Annotated in this window: 19 protein-coding genes; 11 read left to right on the top strand and 8 right to left on the bottom strand. The window is 35.2% G+C overall.

Going from position 1 to position 20,242, the window contains the following annotated elements; all coding sequences use genetic code 11:
- Positions 1 to 4 precede the first annotated feature (4 nt).
- Entirely contained in the window at positions 5 to 796 is a 792-nt protein-coding gene (hutG, locus tag IE155_RS08770) for an N-formylglutamate deformylase (RefSeq protein ID WP_189377876.1), read from the bottom strand.
- An 83-nt stretch (positions 797 to 879) separates the two neighbouring features.
- Positions 880 to 1,938, bottom strand: coding sequence for a YeiH family protein (locus IE155_RS08765; RefSeq protein WP_189377875.1), 1,059 nt, complete (start codon positions 1,936 to 1,938; stop codon positions 880 to 882).
- 167 nt (positions 1,939 to 2,105) lie between these two features.
- Between IE155_RS08765 and IE155_RS08760 the strand changes: the two genes are divergently transcribed.
- From IE155_RS08760 to hemN, 10 genes are all read left to right on the top strand, one after another.
- Positions 2,106 to 2,978: a LysR substrate-binding domain-containing protein gene (locus IE155_RS08760; RefSeq protein WP_189377874.1), complete on the top strand. Its 873-nt coding sequence runs from the start codon at positions 2,106 to 2,108 to the stop codon at positions 2,976 to 2,978.
- Between the two features lie 89 nt (positions 2,979 to 3,067).
- Positions 3,068 to 3,295 carry a VF530 family protein gene (locus tag IE155_RS08755; protein WP_189377873.1) on the top strand — a complete coding sequence of 76 codons (228 nt, stop codon included), beginning with the start codon at positions 3,068 to 3,070 and terminating at the stop codon, positions 3,293 to 3,295.
- 152 nt (positions 3,296 to 3,447) lie between these two features.
- A complete protein-coding gene (gene purU, locus IE155_RS08750) occupies positions 3,448 to 4,314 on the top strand; it encodes a formyltetrahydrofolate deformylase (protein WP_189377872.1) in 867 nt (288 codons plus the stop codon).
- Positions 4,315 to 4,398: 84 nt separating this feature from the next.
- Positions 4,399 to 6,186: a M61 family metallopeptidase gene (locus IE155_RS08745; protein ID WP_189377871.1), complete on the top strand. Its 1,788-nt coding sequence runs from the start codon at positions 4,399 to 4,401 to the stop codon at positions 6,184 to 6,186.
- 116 nt (positions 6,187 to 6,302) lie between these two features.
- Positions 6,303 to 6,827, top strand: coding sequence for a VOC family protein (locus tag IE155_RS08740; RefSeq protein WP_189377870.1), 525 nt, complete (start codon positions 6,303 to 6,305; stop codon positions 6,825 to 6,827).
- Between the two features lie 150 nt (positions 6,828 to 6,977).
- The gene (locus IE155_RS08735) at positions 6,978 to 7,979 is read left to right on the top strand and encodes an alpha/beta fold hydrolase (protein WP_189377869.1); all 1,002 of its coding nucleotides are present in this window, start codon (positions 6,978 to 6,980) and stop codon (positions 7,977 to 7,979) included.
- Positions 7,980 to 8,647: 668 nt separating this feature from the next.
- Positions 8,648 to 9,241, top strand: a complete 594-nt coding sequence (gene yihI / locus IE155_RS08730; RefSeq protein WP_189377868.1) for a Der GTPase-activating protein YihI — start codon at positions 8,648 to 8,650, stop codon at positions 9,239 to 9,241.
- A 23-nt stretch (positions 9,242 to 9,264) separates the two neighbouring features.
- Entirely contained in the window at positions 9,265 to 9,753 is a 489-nt protein-coding gene (locus IE155_RS08725; RefSeq protein WP_189377867.1) for a DUF2489 domain-containing protein, read from the top strand.
- 254 nt (positions 9,754 to 10,007) lie between these two features.
- A complete protein-coding gene (locus IE155_RS08720; protein ID WP_189378072.1) occupies positions 10,008 to 12,488 on the top strand; it encodes an acylase in 2,481 nt (826 codons plus the stop codon).
- Between the two features lie 140 nt (positions 12,489 to 12,628).
- Positions 12,629 to 13,999 (top strand): oxygen-independent coproporphyrinogen III oxidase, encoded by a 1,371-nt coding sequence (gene hemN / locus IE155_RS08715; RefSeq protein ID WP_189377866.1) that lies wholly within the window; start codon positions 12,629 to 12,631, stop codon positions 13,997 to 13,999.
- A 15-nt stretch (positions 14,000 to 14,014) separates the two neighbouring features.
- Here the strand turns inward: hemN and IE155_RS08710 are convergent, their stop codons facing one another.
- A complete protein-coding gene (locus tag IE155_RS08710; RefSeq protein WP_189377865.1) occupies positions 14,015 to 14,545 on the bottom strand; it encodes a DUF1285 domain-containing protein in 531 nt (176 codons plus the stop codon).
- Positions 14,546 to 14,720: 175 nt separating this feature from the next.
- Between IE155_RS08710 and IE155_RS08705 the strand changes: the two genes are divergently transcribed.
- Complete coding sequence (locus IE155_RS08705) at positions 14,721 to 15,119, top strand: bacteriohemerythrin (RefSeq protein WP_189377864.1); 399 nt, start codon at positions 14,721 to 14,723, stop codon at positions 15,117 to 15,119.
- A gap of 32 nt (positions 15,120 to 15,151) precedes the next feature.
- Here the strand turns inward: IE155_RS08705 and IE155_RS08700 are convergent, their stop codons facing one another.
- The 5 genes from IE155_RS08700 to IE155_RS08680 form a co-directional block, all read right to left on the bottom strand.
- Positions 15,152 to 15,811 carry a PEP-CTERM sorting domain-containing protein gene (locus IE155_RS08700; RefSeq protein WP_189377863.1) on the bottom strand — a complete coding sequence of 220 codons (660 nt, stop codon included), beginning with the start codon at positions 15,809 to 15,811 and terminating at the stop codon, positions 15,152 to 15,154.
- A gap of 117 nt (positions 15,812 to 15,928) precedes the next feature.
- Entirely contained in the window at positions 15,929 to 17,233 is a 1,305-nt protein-coding gene (locus IE155_RS08695) for a glycosyltransferase family 2 protein (RefSeq protein WP_229817164.1), read from the bottom strand.
- Position 17,234: 1 nt separating this feature from the next.
- Positions 17,235 to 18,647 (bottom strand): TackOD1 domain-containing metal-binding protein, encoded by a 1,413-nt coding sequence (locus tag IE155_RS08690; protein ID WP_189377862.1) that lies wholly within the window; start codon positions 18,645 to 18,647, stop codon positions 17,235 to 17,237.
- Positions 18,644 to 19,642 carry an HlyD family secretion protein gene (locus IE155_RS08685; RefSeq protein ID WP_189377861.1) on the bottom strand — a complete coding sequence of 333 codons (999 nt, stop codon included), beginning with the start codon at positions 19,640 to 19,642 and terminating at the stop codon, positions 18,644 to 18,646. The genes IE155_RS08690 and IE155_RS08685 overlap by 4 nt, the downstream gene beginning before the upstream one ends.
- 2 nt (positions 19,643 to 19,644) lie before the next feature.
- On the bottom strand, positions 19,645 to 20,223 hold the full coding sequence (locus IE155_RS08680) for a hypothetical protein (RefSeq protein ID WP_189377860.1): 579 nt from the start codon (positions 20,221 to 20,223) through the stop codon (positions 19,645 to 19,647).
- Positions 20,224 to 20,242 lie beyond the last annotated feature (19 nt).

Raw genomic sequence — 20,242 nt, 5'->3', positions numbered from 1 at the left:
GTTACTATTCTTTGGTTTGTGCGTAGGAAATTAATAATTGAACTAAATTTTTTAGTTTGGGCTTTACTTGATTAGCCATGTCGTCAAGATATTCAAAGTTGTTTTCATCTAAATATGTACGTTGTGAAAGCTCTAACTGAACAGCATGAATATCATTGGCTGGATCGCCATAAGCACGGGTAATATAGCCGCCTTTAAAGCGACCGTTGGTGACCATTGTATAAGGTGAAAAATCAAGCTCAGTAATGTGTGTTAATAACTGCTCCGAGCAACTTTTACCACTTGCGGTACCAAAATTAAAATCAGGAAGTTGGCCTTCAAAAAAACGCGGTACTTTCGATAAAATAGAATGCGCTTCAAGTAATACGGCACGTGAATGTTGTTGTTTTATTTCTGCTAATGTCGTTTGAATAGCGTCATGATAAGGTTGCCAATATTGGCCTATTCTTTTCGTTATTTCACTTTGACTAGGTGTTTTACCTTCAATATATAAAGGCGAAAGATCGAAAGCAGTTGTTGGACATAATTCTGTTGAATTAGCCCCAGGGTATAAATCAACTCCATTAGGGTCTCGATTAAGGTCAATAACATAGCGGCTATAATTAGGAATCAAAATGTAGGCACCTAATGACTTAGCAAAGTCATATAACTTGTCTTTATACCAATCAGTATCATGAACTGCTTTAGCTTTGTTAGTCATATTTTTTGCTATATCGGCAGGAATTAACTGGCCGTTATGCGGCATACTAATCAGTAAAGGTACTGTACCCTTTATAAGAGTGTAAACGTCAGACATAGGCTTCCTAAATTGTATATACAACTTGTATAATTTATCATGCTGATAGGGCTAAATACAACATGTGTTTAAATGAATTGAGTTTAGATTATCTGGGTAATAGCTTGAGTTAATAAATATCCCCCCACAAATAACCAAGTAAATAGAGCACTTGCCAAATAAATTGGTTTTAAGCCAATACCTTCAAATTTACTTAAACAAGTATCCATACCTAAAGCTGTCATCGCCATCGTTAAAATAAACGTATCTGCATGGTTGATAATAGTAATAGTTTGCTGGGGTAAAACGTTTAAGGAATTAAAAGCCACGACGGCAATAAAGCCAATTGCAAACCAAGGGACCATAATTGGTGCTTTATCAGTATTTGCAATATCTGGGGTGTTCTTTCTGAGTTTGTCTTTAAGCCAATAACAAAGTATTAATAAAAATGGTGCAAGTAGCATCACCCTTAACATTTTCACAATAACGGCACTATCCGCTACATTATTATTAATAGCATGTCCTGCGCCCACAACGTGAGCTACTTCATGTAAAGTTCCGCCAAGATATATTCCCATCGCTTGCTCAGACAACTTTAGTAGCTCGCTTTCACCGATAACAGAATAAATAAAGGGGTATAAAAACATAGCTATAGTGCCAAATATCACAACAGTCGCCACCGCAATACTGGTTTTATATGATTCAGCTTTTATTACGGGTTCGGTTGCTAAAACTGCCGCAGCGCCACAAATCGAGCTGCCTGCACTAATCAAAATAGTCGTATCTCTATCCATTTTTAAAAGCTTTGTGCCCACCCAATAGCCCAATAAAAATGTTAGAACAACAATAGATAAACTCATTAATACACCAGATAAGCCAACCTCGGCAATATTCTGAAAAGTCAAACGAAAACCATAAAAAACAATACCTGCACGCAATATTGTTTTGGTTGAAAAACTAATGCCGACTTGCCACGCGATAGGAAATTTATGACGTAAAGTATTTGCGTATATAATCCCGATTACAATACCAATAATTAAAGGGCTGATAGCCAGCTCTTGAAAAATTTTGAACATTGCAATCACCGTTGCAATCACTGAAAGTAGAGCAACGAGCAAAATACCTTTGAGTGTATCTTGATATCTATTTTCCGAATAACTCATTTGTACCAACATTTTAAGTAAGCGATTACTATCAATAACTTCAAGATAGACAAACCTATATTCATTTTTTATATAATATATAACGTTATTTTAAATAAATAAAACAGATGTTTTTTATGTGTTATATTAATATTTTTAATATAGATTGATTCTTTGTCACGTATTTCATGAATATTACCCTTAAACAATTGGCTATTTTTGTATCTACAGCACGTTTAACACGTATTAGTAACGCAGCCGACGAATTGTGCTTAACTCAATCAGCAGCAAGCCAATCATTAAAAGAGTTCGAAAATAATTTAGGGTATCAAGTGTTTAATCGTTTTGGGCGACGTCTAATATTAAATGATCATGGTCGGGAAATTTTGCCAAAAGCCATACAAATGCTGGAGTTGCAAACACAGCTTCAACAACCGCTAAGTAACGAATTGCAAGGTCATCTAAATGTAGCGGCAAGTGTGACAACAGGCTCATATCTACTACCCAAAATACTGGCTCAGTTTGTAAAATTACATCCTAAAGTTTCACCTACACTTGTTATTGGAAATTCTGATGATGTCATAACTCGCTTAGCAGAAGGACAAGCCCATATTGGGCTTATTGAAGCACCAATTACTCATCAACATTTATCTATATACCCTTGGCGACAAGATCAATTAATTGTATTTTGTATGCCAGATAATCCTTTGATAAAGGAAAAGTCATTATCGATAAAGACCATGTCAGAACAACGATGGATATTGAGAGAGCAAGGCTCAGGTACACGGGCGGTATTTGTAAATGCGATGCAACAGCAAGGCGGCATTGTTGACCATTGTTTAAACTTATCACGCCAAGAAGCAATTAAAGAGGCGGTTCGCGCTAATTTAGGGCTTGGTGTATTATCAGCCTTAGCGATTAAACAAGAAATAGAATTAGGTTTATTTGTAGAGTTACCTACCCCATTAAATTTAAATCGACAACTTTCAATCGTCCAATCTCAGTACTATCAAAAAAGTCTATTAGTTGATGAGTTTGTTAATTATTTAAATGACTTGTGATCTGCAATTGATAGTTTCTGTCATTATTAATAGTTGAACTGATATACTATTTATTATTAATAACACAATAGATAAAAGTGATCATTACTGTGGACAATCAACCTTTTAATCCGTTACACGGTTTAACCTTAAAAGTTATAGTGACAGAGCTTGTAGAGCACTTTGGCTTTGAACGCTTAGCACAAGAATTTAAAATGAAATGTTTTAGTGATAATCCAAGTATTAAATCAAGCTTGACCTTTTTACGTAAAACCCCTTGGGCACGTGAAAAAGTGGAACAGTTTTATCTTAAAAATAAATTAGCAATACGTGGTTAATAACTCGTGGCAAAGGTTGAAATTTTTTAGTAAAAAAATGTATAGAAACGAATAGCATATCTCATAGAAATAAAAGCTAGTGAGTATTGTATATATACTGGCAAAATAGCTTTTATCGCAATACTCACTCTAATTACTGGTTAGTTAATAAAATGCACCCAATACCGAATCATCACTATATTTTAACATGGCAATGTCCTGATACCTCAGGTGTGCTCGCACAAGTCTCACAAAGTTTATATGAACATGGCGCTTTTATTACCGAAACTTCGCAATATAGTGATCCTTATAGTGAAACTTTTTTTTCTCGCGTAGCCTTTGATGATCGTAGTTTAACTGTACCCATTGAAGAGGTAAGAGTCGCAGTTGAAGAGCTAGCTAAAGCATTAAATATGAATTTTCAATTACGGGAACGTGATGATTACCCTAATATTGCCATTGCGGTTTCTAAATATGATCATTGTTTAGTGTCTTTATTAACGAAATGGAAGTCAGGCGCATTACCAGTAAATATTGTTGCGATTATTTCTAACCATACCGATTGCCAAGCACTTGCTCAGTGGCATGGCGTCGACTTCTATCACCTGCCAATTAATAAAGACAATAAGCCGGAACAAGAAGCGCAATTGTTAGCCGTAATTGAGAAAACAAACACTGACTTATTAGTATTAGCACGTTATATGCAGATATTGTCAGATGATCTTTGTCAAAAACTCAAAGGCAAAGCGATTAATATCCATCACTCATTTTTACCTAGTTTTAAAGGTGCTCGACCCTACCATCAAGCACATTCAAGAGGTGTTAAAGTAATTGGCGCTACTGCACATTATGTCACTTCTGATTTAGATGAAGGGCCAATTATCGTACAAGAAGTCAAACCAATTAATCATACCTTTACGATAGAGCATATGGTGCACTTAGGGCATGATTTAGAAGCTACGGCATTAAGCCATGCGGTGAAAATGCATGCCGAACAACGTATTTGTATCAATGGCGATAAAACCGTTATTTTATCGTAAAAAAGTAAAATTTTATCAGTCTGATAGCGTTAATTAAGACTATTTCTGGTACATTGAAGAAAATTTATTTTCTTCAATGTACTTATGACCGTTTATTACACTATTTCCGCCGATAACTTCAATAGCCACTTATTTGATGTCAGCATTAACTTTGAAACTAATGCCAATCAAACCTACAATTTAAGTCTACCTGCTTGGTTACCTGGCAGTTATATGATCAGAGACTTTGCGAAAAACATCCATCAACTTTCAGTAAAAGATAGCCAAAATAACCCACTTGAATTACACAAAAAAGACAAACAAAGCTGGCAGGTTACTGCGACCGATGAAAAATTATCTATACACTATCAAGTCTTCGCTTTTGACTTGTCAGTAAGAACCGCTTATTTAGATAATCAGCGAGGATTTTTTAATGGTAGTTCCACGTTTTTAGCCATTAAAGAATTGCTGAATGTGCCATGTGAATTGACAATCCACACTGTAGCACAACAAGAAACATGGCGAGTAGCAACAGGAATGACACGCTCTTCTTCAACGGAAAAGTATCAATTTGGTCAATATCAAGCGGCTAACTATGACGAACTAATTGATTGCCCTGTTGCGATAGGTGATTTTGATGCGTTTGAGTTTGACGTAAATGGCATTCGCCATCACATGGTGTTTACTAGCAAACATTATGGAGACCGTGAGCGCATCGTAAAAGATGTCACCAAGCTGTGCCAGCATCACATTGATTTATTCACTCATGCGCCTTTTAGTGAATATTGGTTTATTACCCATTTACTGGCTGATGGTTTTGGCGGTTTAGAACATAAAAATTCGACTATTTTACAAACCAGTCGCTTTGATTTGCCCAATCCTAATAAGCCTGAAGAATTAACAGAGCAATACCAAACGTTTTTAAGTTTATGTTCGCATGAATATTTTCATGCGTGGAATGTCTGTCGAATAAAACCTGAAGAATTCGTACCTTACGACTTATCTAAAGAATCGTATACCGAACAATTATGGGCATTTGAAGGTATTACTTCATATTATGATGATTTTTCCCTTTATCGTGCTGGCATCATAGATTTTGAAGCTTATTTACAAATATTGAGCAAAGTAATGACCCGAATTAATCGAGGCAATGGTGAGCTAAAACAAAGTGTCGCTGACTCAAGTTACTATGCCTGGACTAAATTTTATCAACAAGGGCCAGAAGCGGTTAATCACATTGTTAGTTATTATTTAAAAGGTGCCATTATTGCGTTGTGGTTAGACTTAACCATTCGTGATAAATCAAAGCAAAAGTACAGTTTAGATACACTAATGCGTGAAATTTGGTTTAATTTTGGTCGAAAAAATATAGGTACAACGACACTCGCTTATATTGAAATTGCTAATAAGCTTTGTGGTGAAGAGATTGGAGAACAGTTTAGTGAGTTACTCAATCAAGCAAAGCGAATTGATTTAGCCCAGTTACTTGAAAAATTTGGTGTAAAGCAAGTTACGCAAAAATTTAAAAATTTGGCTAGCCTCGAATCAACTGAATGTAAAGATTATATTCCATACCTAGGCTTACAATTTAAAGCGAGTGAACATGGTTTAAAGGTAACCCAAATATTAGAAGACTCACCCGCTAATAGCGCGGGATTAGCTGTAAATGATATTATTATTGCAATAGATAATTTAAAAGTAACAACAACTAATATACAAAGCCTAGCGGAGCACTTGCCATCTAATACTTTGATTGATTGTCATTACTTTAGAGACGATAAGCTAGTAAAAACGGCAATAGCTTTTACAGACTCTCCTGAAACTGCACTGACATTAAAAGTTATCGAGATTGATAAAATAAAGCAGTGGCAAACAATTATAGATAAAGTCTAGCGTAGTGTTTTGCTGACATTCTACACCATAACAATTAATCACGAATAATAGTGACTATTCATACTTTATGTAAAAATAGTCATTATTAGTGAATCTCATGTAGAGCGTAGGTTGTTATGATTAAAATAGAAAAAATTCACCACGTTGCTTATCGCTGTAAAGACGCGAAAGAAACAGTCCAATGGTATAAGAATATGCTAAACATGGACTTAACCTTAGCAATTGCTGAAGACGAAGTTCCATCGACTAAAGCCCCAGATCCTTATATGCATATATTTTTAGATGCGGGTATGGGGAATGTATTAGCATTTTTCGAGTTACCAAATTCAGACGAAATGGGTCGAGATGAAAATACGCCAGCATGGGTACAACACATTGCATTACAAGTTAAAGATTTAAATGCCTTAGTGGAAGCAAAAGAGTCGTTAAAAAGCAAAGGACTTGATGTACTTGGACCGGTAAACCATGGGGTATTTAAATCAATTTACTTTTTTGATCCAAATGGCCATCGTTTAGAGTTAGCGGCTAATACAGGAACGGTTGAACAATACAAACAATTAAATGATGTGGCTCAAGACATGATCGAAGAATGGTCTGTTACAAAAAAAGCACCACGTCATGCTGCTTGGCTACACGAATAAAGTTATTAATAATGACTATTACGATTAAAACCGACAATATTGTCGGTTTTTTTATAATTTTAAAATGTAACTAAGTATATATTTTGTCTATATTTATTATGTTTCTTACGACACTATTGCTTGGAACATTACCATAAACGAGTTTCACAAATGAAATACATACTAGTTTGTTTATTATCTACCATTTACGCTACATCATCATGGGCAGCTCAGTTACCTGAGTTCTCCTCATTAGTTGATATAGGTAAGCGCCAGATACATATTCGAACGATGGGAAGTGAAAGCCATCAGCCAACAATTATTTTGCTCTCGGGTCCGAATCAGCATTGGCATAGCGATAGTGCTTGGTTTTCTTTATTACAACCGCTTCTTGCAGAAAAAAATCACGTTATCAGTGTTGACCGTGCAGGAAATGCTTGGAGTACAACATCAGAACAAGCCTCCTACCAATTATTTGCACAAGATCTAAAGGCTCTCATAAAAACACTTAACTTAGACGATATTATCTTTGTTAATTTTGCGAGCAGTAATATAACCAGCATACTTTTAGGAGACATGCTGAAAGATTTAAATGTAAAAGGCATGGTTTGGATTGATCCTGATATTATTTTACCGCATTCAATTAGCTTATATGCTGATTATCCAGCAAGCTGGTATCAAAAAAATATTACTCAATTACTTCCACATATTGCAGGCAGTAATTGGACAGAAAAAACAGTAAAGCGTAATACAACTCAAGTACTAACAATTGAGAAGTTGATCCCAGCATCATATGGCTCATTAATGGATTGGCCTTATTTTAAAGCAGTTCAACAACAACGCATAAGTATAACTAATCAACAAACAGTTGCCCGTGAAATAGCTCATTATCATCAAGATTTAATCCTGGCTGAAAAACAAGGAATGAACTGGGATATTCCTATTTCAGTTATTAATACAGATTTTGAATTACACGATATAACACCAGAAACTGAAAATTACGCAGCAATTAAAAAATGGCAAACAGAAGGTGATGAATGGAGCTGTTATATCGCAAAAAATAGTGGTGGTGAATATTTAGCTATTAATGACGGTGATCACTTAATCATGTTTCAACAGCCAGAGGTTGTCGCTAAAGTTATTGAGAGATTAATCATTAAATTGAGGGAATAATAAGCGAATAATATATCCAACGAAATATTTCGTATAAAAAGAATTTGTCTAATATTAATATAATGACCATATTTTTTGTAAGACATTGGCTATTGAATTACATTCTCATTATATCTGTATTTCACAAATAAAAATAAATTTATTTAAAATACAGTCAGTTAGTAAATTACGAATTAAATTTTGTAATTAATTGTAATATTTTACTTGCTGTATTATTTCACTTGCGTAAAGTATCTAGCAGTTGATTAATTCAACTAAAGAAAAAGGACATAAAAACACAAGGAAAGCGAACAGTTTTTATAACGTAAAAACTAAATATTCGAATATGGATGATTACCTTAAATCAGGAAGATTGCTACTACTTTGTCCTGGAGGACATACGGAAAGCCCAAAAAAGCGTTAGGATGACCGAAAAAAATAAATAGCTAGGAATGCGCTAATAAAAATAGGATTACTGTCAGAGATCACAGGGATTGTACTAATAGGTTTGGATAACCACTTCAGAATTGGAACTTGATATAATTGCTGAATATTCACAATTATTTTATCCTAAAACGATGGCCTCCCCATCGTTTTTTTCTTTTTACAAAAGATTTTTTCCTATCTACTAACCATTGTCTATTTTATGTCGTAAAATAGATGCATACTTATTAATAAATTTGAAAACCATGAGTCGCATTAAAAAATCGAGAAAACCTAGTTTTGTGCCCACAATTGCCTCTAAAGAAGACAAAAAAAGGGAAATTGTTGCTAGTGATCGAAAGCCAAAGAAAAAAAACGGTAAGCAATCAGGTAATCGCCAGAAAGAAGCGATTCAAGTAAAACAAACCTCTCAAGTTAATAACCAAGCTAAAGACCCAAGAATTGGTAGTAAAAAGCCAATTGATCTAGGTAAGCCGGTAGCCGCAGTAACAGAAAAACCTCAAGCTAAATCGAGTAAGAAAATGTCTGTTGCACCAATACGTGAAGTGCAATCAGAGGCTGTTTCAATGGACATTGAAGCACTTAAACAAGAACTTTACGCCATTGAAGATGATAGCTATTTACAAACTATTTTGGCAAAGCAAGAAGATAATATTGCGTTAACTGAAAATGAAGTTGATTTTTTCAATGAAAAAATGGCACGTCATGAAGTATTACGAGAAATACTTGGCTGGGATAACGAAGATGATGAGAACACAGCAACTAAACATTCTGATGCAATTGATGAAGAAGCACTATGGGATAAGTTAGATAAGCCTAATTTGTCTGATTTTGAATAAGTTATTCTAAGTTTGAGGAAATTATGTTCGAGAATTATAGTGTTATACTAATTGTTTGTGCTGTTGTCATTATTGCCGCCTTGTCGTTTTATGCAGGAAAACTATTATTTCAATTACGTAGACAAACACAACTTCAAGATGAGATTTTACGAGCCAATAAAAAAGCACATAATGAACATGATACTAAAGTACTTAATAGTGTGGTGATCATTGTTCGAGCAATGAAAGAAGATCAATGTGATTATTCAGAGGGCTGCTGGCGTTTAAGTGTATTACTTGACTCTTTAAAAACCGCAGAAGGTTTGGAGCAAGAGTTTCCTGCTATTTTCGAACTTTATCATGCCATAAAGCATATGCCGATTATGCAGGAGCGTAAAAAATTAGCCAAGCAAGAGCGTATGAAATTAGATTTAGAACGCACTAAAGCAGAGGCGAGATTAACGCCAACTATCGTAAAAGAGCTGACATCACTTCATCAATACGCCTTAGATAAAATCGTAATCATTTCATAATAAAGGTTTTCTATTTTTTAGAGCACGGATTATCCGTGCTTTTTTGTTTCTGCGCTTTAATAAATGGGCCAAATTATTCACATTGTTCGTACCAATGTACAAAGATAAATAAGTATGATACAAACTGGTAAGAGCAGATTAAGCGTGATGTAAAATTACGTCTATACTAAAAGTTAAATTAAAAAATTTGCCAATAATAAAATTACATTATCCTTGGGGGACTTGTTTTGAAAAATAAATTTAAGCACTTAGCTATGCCTGTATCGGCTCTAAGTTTAGCGTGTTTACTCGCTGCATGTGGTGGAGATTTTAAATATAATAATAGCTCAACCTATGAGCCTACTCAGCCAACAGAGCCTACAACACCTACCTCACCTGATCCCATTCCAGCTTTTGATACCGATGGCGTACTTAGCGCCAATATTCGTTGGACTGATTATGGTGTGCCGCATGTAACTGCTGATAATCTACAGAGTTTATCTTATGGTGTTGGTTATGCCTTTGCTCAAGACAATATCTGTGTATTAGCAGATCAAATTCTTAAATATAACTCACAGAGATCTAAGTATTATGGTCCTGATATGACACCTGGCTCAGGAGACTCTGAGCATTTAATTAATGACTTTGGTTATTTAGCGTTAGAAATAAGAGCACAAGCGGAAAAAAATATCCGTTTAATGTCTGTTAATAGCCAAGCTTTGTTATCGGGTTACGCACAAGGCTATAACAAATATTTAGCAGATACGGGTGTTGATAATATTGATGCTTCATGTGCAGGGCAACCTTGGGTACAGCCAATTACTGATATTGATATGTTGACTTATTCCTTAGGTGTCGCTTTATTACCTGGCGCGTCTAATTTTCTTGGCCCAATGTTTTTAGCCGCACCTCCAGGAGAAAGCTTTTTACCTTATACGGTTTCTGCCGCCGCATCTGCGCCAATGAAGATTCAACCAAAAATTAAAATGCCAGAAAAAAATCCAAGTGATATGGGGTCAAATGGTTGGGGCTTAGGTAAAGATAAAACGGAAAATGGTAAAGGTATGGTACTAGCCAATCCGCATTTTCCACATACAGGTAATTTACGTTTTTGGCAGTTCCATACCACAATTCCTGGACATTTAAATGTAATGGGTGGCTCATTAATGGGTATGCCGGGCGTGATCAATATTGGTTTTAATGAAAATGTTGCATGGACACATACATTTTCTACTGCTGAGCATTTTGTCGTTTACCAATTAACCATAGATAACAGCCTACCTGGGCTATTAAATCAATCGGTTGATGGTTCTCCACGCGCTATAGATGTTAAAGAGCTTGTGATAGATGTAGCGGTTGCACCAGGCGTAACGATTGAACTTGCGAAGAAAAGTTACTCAACTTTGCAAGGACCTATGATCGTTGTTCCAGGTAACTTCGAATGGACAAGTACTAATGCTTTTGCGATAAAAGATGCTAACAAGCAAAATTTAGACATTATCGACCATTGGTTAGCAATGAATGTGGCGTCTGATCTTGATGAGTTTAAACAAGCTTTTATCGACTATGACGGCGTTATTTTTAACAATACCATGTCTGCTGATAAAGATGGCAATGTGTTCTATATCGATGATTCAACTGTACCTAACCTAAGCGATACTGCAATTACTAATTTAACAACGAATCCTCAGCTAATTGGTATTAAGCAAGCTGCAGGCTTTACTGTATTACCAGGGAATATTTCAGCGTTCATTTTTGATGATGCCGTTCCATACGATAAAGCACCTAAATATAGCGGCACTGATTATGTACAAAATTCAAATGATAGTTTCTGGTTAACCAATGCCGAGATGCCAATTGTAGGAGTATCTCCATTATATGGAAATGTTAATACTCAGCAATCATTACGCTCTCGCATGGGACATACATTATTGAATGATGCAGCTGGCGCTGATAATTTATTTTCTCTAGCAGAAGTAGAACAGGCATTAGTGGGAAATAGAAGCTTTTTAAGTGAAACCGTTCTTAATGAACTATTAACTATTTGTAGTGCTCAAGGTGATACTCCAGTAAATGGTATCGATATTAGTGCGGGTTGTAGTGCCTTAGCTCTTTGGGATGGTACCATGAATAAAGGTAGTGTCGCGGCACATGTATTTCGCGAATTTGCTTTCCAGTTTAATCGTGATCCACAGTGGATTACTCCCTTTGATGCTAATGATCCATTAAATACTCCCTCAGGCTTAGCTAATAACAGCACAACACTAGCACAGTTTGCACAAGCCATTAATAAAATAGAAATGGCTGGCATTGCACTTGATGCAACTTTAGATGAAGTACAGTTTGTTGAGCGCAGTAAAGCCGACGGTAGTGCAAGCGGTGAGAAAATTGCCTGGGCCGGCGCGCATAATATCGAAGGTGGCTTTAACGTATTTACTACACGCACAGACAATGATGGTACGTTATTACCTCGTCATGTTTATCCAGCACAAGATGGAACGTCAATTTTAAGTGAAGAAGCCAAAGGGTATCATATCGGATACGGTAGTAGTTGGATGAGTGTTGTTAACTTTACTGATGACGGCCCAGTAGCGAAAGGTTTATTGAGCTATTCTCAATCTCATGTTTATGGCAGTGAACATAACACAGATCAATCATTGCTTTATTCTGCACAACCTCAATTACGTCCACTCATATTCAAAGAGGCGGATATTGAAGCGAATAAGATTGCTGAAATGACGATCTCTTCACAGTAATAACATACGTGTAATAATATACGTCACTGAAAACCAGCGGCTTAGTCGCTGGTTTTTTATTGCCTTAATCTTGCGCCCGATCAACTATTTTTAAAATGCGTTGCATTAAAATGCCTTAAGTTTGAAGAGTAGGAATAGTGATGAAAGCAGATCAATTTTTCGATAAAGGTTTATTAAATAAATACAATACTAGTGGTCCTCGATATACGTCATATCCTACGGCGTTGGAATTTAGTGATAACTTTACCCATAACGATCTTGTTACGGCTATTGAACATTCAAACAACAGGGAGTTGTCGTTGTATGTACATATTCCATTTTGTCATAGCCTCTGTTATTACTGCGGTTGTAATAAAATTATTACTCGTCATCGTAGTAAAGCCGATGATTATTTAGCAATATTAGCAAAAGAAATAGCCTCGCGTGCGCCACTATTTCAAGACTATACCGTTAAACAATTACATTGGGGCGGTGGTACACCAAGCTTTTTAACCCATGCTCAAATTACCAAGCTAGTATCCTTACTTAAACAAGAATTCAATTTTGCTAATGAACTTGAAATGAGCATTGAAATTGATCCTCGTGAAATAGAAATGAACTTAGCTGAGCATTTATATCAACTTGGTTTCAACCGCTTAAGTATTGGTGTACAAGATATTGATGAAAAAGTACAAAAGGCAATAAACCGCTTACAATCAACTGAGTTTATTAGTGACTTTATCACCCATGCTAAAAAAGTAGGATTTAAGTCTATAAATGTCGATTTAATTTATGGTTTACCACACCAAACCCTCGATACGTTTACCAGAACTATAGATAAAGCCTATGAAATGGACGTTGATCGTATTTCTTTGTTTAGCTATGCCCATATTCCTAGTCGTTTTGCCGCACAACGAAAGCTGCGTGATGAGTGGCTTCCTAGTGCCAATGAAAAATTTGCTCTAATGAAATTAGCAATTGAAAAATTATGTGATTATGGTTATGAATTTATTGGAATGGACCATTTTGCAAAACCTACTGATGAGTTGGCAATCGCCCAAAAAGAAGGACATTTGCATCGTAATTTTCAAGGCTATACCACCAGAGGTAATTGCGATTTGCTTGGTTTAGGTGTTTCTTCAATAAGTGCTATTGGAAATAGTTACTCACAAAATATCAAAGATCTAATACCCTATTACCAAGCTATTGACGCGCAAGGACATGCGTTAGATAAAGGTCTAACATTAAGTAAAGACGATATTATTCGAGGAGATGTTATTCGAGAATTAATGTGTAATTATTACCTCGATAAACAAAATATAAATGAAAAACATGGTATCGATTTTAATCAATACTTTGCTGAAGATTTACCCTTGTTGAATACTTTTATTAATGATGAGTTAGTTGAAAATAGTGAAAACTATATCGTGGTTAATCAGAAAGCGCGTTTGCTGATCAGAAATATCTGTATGAGCTTCGATGCCTATATGAAACAACATGTTAATCAACAACGTTTTTCTCGTGTCATATAAGTGCAAAAGACGTTATTAATCAATTTTACCTAAACTAAAGGTATACCCCGAGCTTGTTAACACAAGTTCGGTGCCGTCATTGGTAGAAGACTCCTGCGCTATATTTGCCCATTGATAATAAACATTACGATGAACTTTGGCCAATAAATTACGTCGTACAGTCACATATAACTCGCCACTTTCATTGATAACCACTGGATGTTCACTATTAATTTCAAAATAATCATCTAAGTTTGTACTAGCGCTTATAGTGATGTGGTTATTATTTGTCCATTGCCACTGGGTTAATAAAAAAGGTGCGTCTTCAACGATAATTTTTACTTTCTCAACAGGGGTTACTAAGAAATAGTCCTCACCTTCGCGTTTTAAAACTGATGCAAATAGTTTTACTAAAGCCATTCGTTTAAATATAGTGCCATTATAGAACCAGTTGCCATCAGCTTTAATCACTAAATTTATTTCACCGCAATATGGCGGGTCCCATAATTCCACTGGCGGTAGTTTTGTGTTTGAGCTTAGCTGATCAGAGAGTTTATCTAGCGACATAACATCACCACAGAGAACATAGTAGTAGGGTAATTATAATAGCAAATTATTCAGATCTTTTAACCCATATATTACCGCTTATCTTTTAAGGTAATTTTTTTGCGTTAAAGGTAAGATCAATTATGCTTAGTCTAGTGTTTGATTATTTCGTAAATTCAGTGGAAGTTGGATATAGATGCCTTTAATTAAATGGGATGATGCGACCTTAAGTGTCGGTATAGAAAGTATAGATAATCAGCATAAGATAATAATAGAGTGCATTAATGAATTATCTATAAATATAAAAGAAAACAAGTCATTGATTTTATTAGAGAAACAATTTGATAAACTCATTAGCTATACTAAGTATCACTTTGCTAATGAAGAGCCTTACTTTAAGCATTTAAATGAAAAGGATATTCTTCTACATCAACTACAACATAAACACTTTATCGAACAATTATATCTTTATAAAGATGAAGCATTGGAACACATATCTCAAGACGTACTAGATTCTCTTTTAGATTGGTTTATCGCTCATATTCAATGTGAAGATATGAAATTGATGAGTAAAAAAAGTACTAAAGATATTTAGTACTTTTTAATCGGTTAAAAGTTGTATTCGAATTAACTTCTACTGAACTTACGAGTTACTAATCCCAGCATAGCAACACTAAAAATGGCAATAGTCATTGGTTCTGGTACCTGAATAACGTTACCGTTAACCTGTAATTGCGCAAAGGTTGCTGTTTGACTTTCAGTATAAATACCAACCTTTCCATTAATAAACTGTGAACTTTCAACTTCAAATGCTGTTCCGCCAAAGTCTATCGATAGTAAGTTATCTTCTCTAGAAATGTTAAATTCATAGGTTGTATCATCAGTCCAGAACAGATCATTAATATTAAATAAAGTGCTAGAATGACCATTGACTTCTTGAATTAAAAACAAGCCAGTGCGACCAGTTATATCTGTATATGAACGGTCATCAACACCGATTGCCTGTGTTTGTGTCCAACCTAAGCGATAGTGGTTTAACTCATTTTCCCAACCAAAGACAATGCCAATAATATCGTTATCGTCATAATCCATACTTGTCGGTGTGACTAAACCACTAAAAGTAAAATCACCTAATAATTGAAAATCACTAACTAAAGCACCTGAAGAATTCCCTTTTTTCTCTGGTGTTTGGTTGTGAACACCAATCCATTTTCCAGTATCACGAGAATTTGAAGGCCCAAGTTCATTTGACCAATTTGATGTATTCAGAGGAATAAGAGTAGCCATTGACTCTAATGATATGAAGCATAAAATTATGAAATATAAGTATTTTTTCATGTAAATTCGACTCACAAATTAAGTATATGACAAAGTGTCGATACAACTATACGGTTGAAAATTGTACTATAATTTATTTTCTTTTGCAACTTTCGATACTTTCCAAGGGTTCCATTTATCATCGTAAGAGCGTTTATGAACAAGCTCCATAATATAAGAGAATGTTCGGACAAACCTTAAAAATATACCGGTATATAATGGCATTAGCGGGACAAACAATAAAGATAAGTAATAGGGTGATTGCCTTAATTGTTTTTGTAAAATTATTGAAAAAATCCATTGGGCAAGGTTTGCAAGCACGTATAGACTGTAATTGATTATTAAAATGTAAACGATGTAATCAGAGCTAAGTTGTATAATGAGAAAGAAATAAATAAACCACTTAATATCTAAAAATAAATTAAAGGCTAAATTATCAACTACAGTAATAAAATTACTCCACCTAAATTCAGCCGAAGGTTTTAAAATATCTATATGTTTACGTAAGCGAAAACGAATCATTGATTTGTCCCAACGATAACGTTGTTTCGCCAATTTTCTTATAGTTATGGGGACATTGGTATAACATACACTAGCAGGCTCGTGTACGACCTGATACCCCAGTTTACGCACTTTTAAAGTAATATCTCCATCTAATCCAGGTCCAACATCCCAACCTTTTATTTGTTCTAGTACGTCTTTACGAAATGCTCCATAAGCTCCTGATACTATCCTTAAAATACCTAGTTGCGAAGCAACGGTTCGTCCAAGCATTAAGCTTTTTGTATACTCAACACCTTGTACTTGCGTGATCAAGCTAGTGTCATAGTTAGCAACTCGCACATCCCCACCAACACAACCAACCTCATTATTCATAAAAAAGGGGATTAAGATAGTCTCAATCGCATTGTTGTCCATATGAGAATCAGCATCTATATGAACAATATATTTTCCTTTCGCAAAATTTAGTGCGGTGTTGGCTGCAGATGCTTTACCCCCACGCACTTCATTACGAATAAAAACATTAATAAGTCCACGCTTATTCAACTCTTGGCAAATAATAGGAGTATTATCATCTGAACCATCGTCAACCACTATGAGTTCAATATTTGAATAGGTTTGTCTGTTAAGAGTCTCGACTAATTTAGGTAAATGTTGCCCCTCATTCTTACCTGGCACAAGTATCGATACCAAAGGTCGTTGAGTAAATAAAGCCTGCTTTGCTTGTTGATATTCAGACACCATGCGTTTACGTTTAGGTAAATAATGAAGTAAAACTAATCCCTCAATAATTACATAACGAGTCATGTCTAGAATAAAAAATGGCCAAAAATACCCAAACAATTCAGCGGTAGTTAAATTGGCTAAAAAGCTAAATGCTTGCTCAATCAAGTTAATTTTCCTGCGCGTTTAAAAAGTTATCCAAAACTCTTTTTATATCTAATTCTGCATTAACGAGTATTGATTTGGTTGACACTTCTTGTAAGGAATCAAAGTTTTGACTAAATAGCTGTTTAACTGATTCAGATAAACGATTCAATGCTATATCTGCACTATCTTTACTGGTTTCTGTCATCAGTACAGCAAAAATACTTTCATTGTATGCAGTAATCACATCAGACTCTCTAAATACAGCTTTAAAGATACTTGCTAACTCAGAAAAGACTTGTTTGGCTTTGCTGCCCAACGCTAAGTAAACCTTTTCTAATTCAATTAACTGTACAATTGCCAGAGAGCTTTCTGATTTTTTGTAACGCTCAATTCGGGCTGCTTCAATATTGGTAAAAAGTTCAAATTCTCGTAAAGAAAGCAGTTGTAGTTCGGTTTCTAGTATATTAGTGAAATAAGTATCTAATCCATAATATGCGGCGTTTATGCCAATAGAAGAAATATTGTAACGGTTGATGCGCCGCACTTCTAAATGCTCAGAATTAGTTTTTTTACCGCATTGATAGCATTGAGCGACAACTTCACTATCTTGTCCTACATATGAACAAGTGCGACATTTATTTACCGTTGAAGGTTTATCATAATCAACTCCTATATGTGTTAAAGTTTGATCACATTTAGGGCAAACTAAGCTACCATCGTTTTGTTTAAACTGAGTGATGTCTGCTGTGTGGGCACATTTAAAGTGGTGAATTAGCTCTAAAGTTTCTAAGTCATGAGAATGGCATTGCGGGCAAGTTTCTTTGAAATTTAAAAAAGCGCTATCACAATGGTTACAAAAGTGTGCTTTATCAATAAAACTAGGTATTAATAGTTGCTGCTTTTCTAAATACGCTAACATTTGAACCACCCCCATATCTTTCAGCGTAAAAAAGGGCTGTAATTTGGGGTAAATAAAACCACTCACCATGTCTGTTGTAGCTAAAGGCTCTGCAATTAAATTACGGCTGACTAACATTCGCAGGATTTTAACCGTTAAGTGGCCATCAACAGATTCATCTTCGTCAGTTAATTTTTTTATCCAACGGTTATAACTTTCAACTTGTTCAGCCCAAAAAGACCAATCTATTTGTGCTTCATTTTTAAAATTAATAACACCATCTGCAGCTTTCCACTTCCATGAAAGCTCTTTTGATTCGCGGCTTATAAATATTAATGGTCTTAAATATATGTTTGCTGAGCCAAGTTGGCGAATTCTTAATAATGCTTCATAGGCATCATCAATATCTGATGCATCTATGGCAATGTAAGAGACTTGCTCCCAATCTAATGCTAAAAGGTCATGCCAATTAGTTTTACTCGATAAGTAATGATGATTAGTGTCTGCAAAAATTAATTGTACCGGTTGTTTATTCATCGGACGCCTCGTATTGATACAGACATTCTTTCATACTTTTTCCAAAGCGCTTGGCTATGGTTATCTGCAGGAACTAAAATTACGCGTAAGGAAACTGTCTCATTAGATAAAATTTCATTAACTGATAGAGAGGTATTGCTTGCCGTAGATTCAACATGTTGAATTTTTGCTAAGCTTTCTGTTTGATCAGGAAAAGTTACCGTTAAAGCCGGTTGTTTGATTAGATCTTGGTAAAGTTCATTATCAGCCAACATCACCACTTTAACTACAGGCTCTAATTCACGGTAACTCATTAAAATATCTCCTCTTTTAACGTAAGTGGCGTTATCTACATGTATTTTTGATACCTGTCCGTTACTAGGTGCATAGATAGACTTATCTAAACATTCGGCGTTGGGTTTGGTTTCATTATTCTCTTTTGTTAGTTTTGCTAATCGAGCATTCATAGCACTAATTTGCGTACTATTGGTTTCAATTTCATATTCAAGTAGCTTCTCTTGCTTCTCTTTATTAAGCTTTTGTGCATTTTCTTGGACGAATAATGAACTATTTATTTCTAAGGCTCTTTGAAGTGTTTCTGAAGGTGTTATTGTTGAGTGCAAATACTCTTTTTCTTTAGTTAAAGCAAGTCGTTTAGCTTTGGCGACTTCAATATCATATGCTAGTTTCTCTAAGCGTGTATCAGGTGTATTAAGACATTGCTTTTCTGGCGATAAAGTAACGAGCAATGACCCTTGCTGGATTATCTGTTCGGGTGTTGTATTAATTGTTTTAACAAGGCCTGCTCTGTCTGCATATACATACTTGTTTTCAACATCAACAATCCCATTTGTGGTAATGATAAAGTAAGGTTTAGCTATTAAATAGATAATATAGCCGATCATGAAGGCAAGAAATATAAAGTAGATCCATTGGGTAAAACGAGGCTTATTTGTCGTTTTCGCTTCCCCTTCAGGAGCTGAATTGATAAAACCTTTGCGATTATGTAATTTCATCATTACTCCTGTGTGTAAATATCCAATTTATGGACGGCAAATTGGAATACTCCCGTAGACTGCATTACGTCATTTATGATCTGTTCTAATGCTATTTCGTTAGCAAATTCTTGTTGTCTAAAAACAAGCACTAGCTTATCTATAGCAATTGAATTTAACAGATTTTTAGTGCGCTCAGCGATAATGTCTAATTTATTATTTCCATAAGCCATAAAATAAACTTGATCAACGTAATCAGCTAATGATTTATAGGTTTTTTCTGGCCAATGATGAGGAATAGCAACACTTAAGTTTAGCATTGGGTGTCTCTCACGTACTTTTTCTAATAGGCGAATATATTGAGCAAGAATTTTAGTTTTATCACGTTGAAAAGAGCTAAGGGTATGTGGCTCAATATCAAGGTGAATACTATTACCATATTGGCTTTGCAACTCAATGGCTGCAAGCGCTTTATCATGGTTTTCAGTTAACGCCCAATCAGCTTCTCCTAGTAGGTGACTCACCACTAAATTTTGTTTTTTAGCATCTTTTAAAAATTGAAAACGCTTAGCTTGTTTAACTTTGCTACTTGCACTAAGCATGACATGATTAATGTCTTTA

Source organism: Thalassotalea profundi, assembly GCF_014653195.1.
Classification (GTDB): domain Bacteria; phylum Pseudomonadota; class Gammaproteobacteria; order Enterobacterales; family Alteromonadaceae; genus Thalassotalea_B; species Thalassotalea_B profundi.
This window is presented reverse-complemented; position numbering and strand designations above follow the sequence as displayed.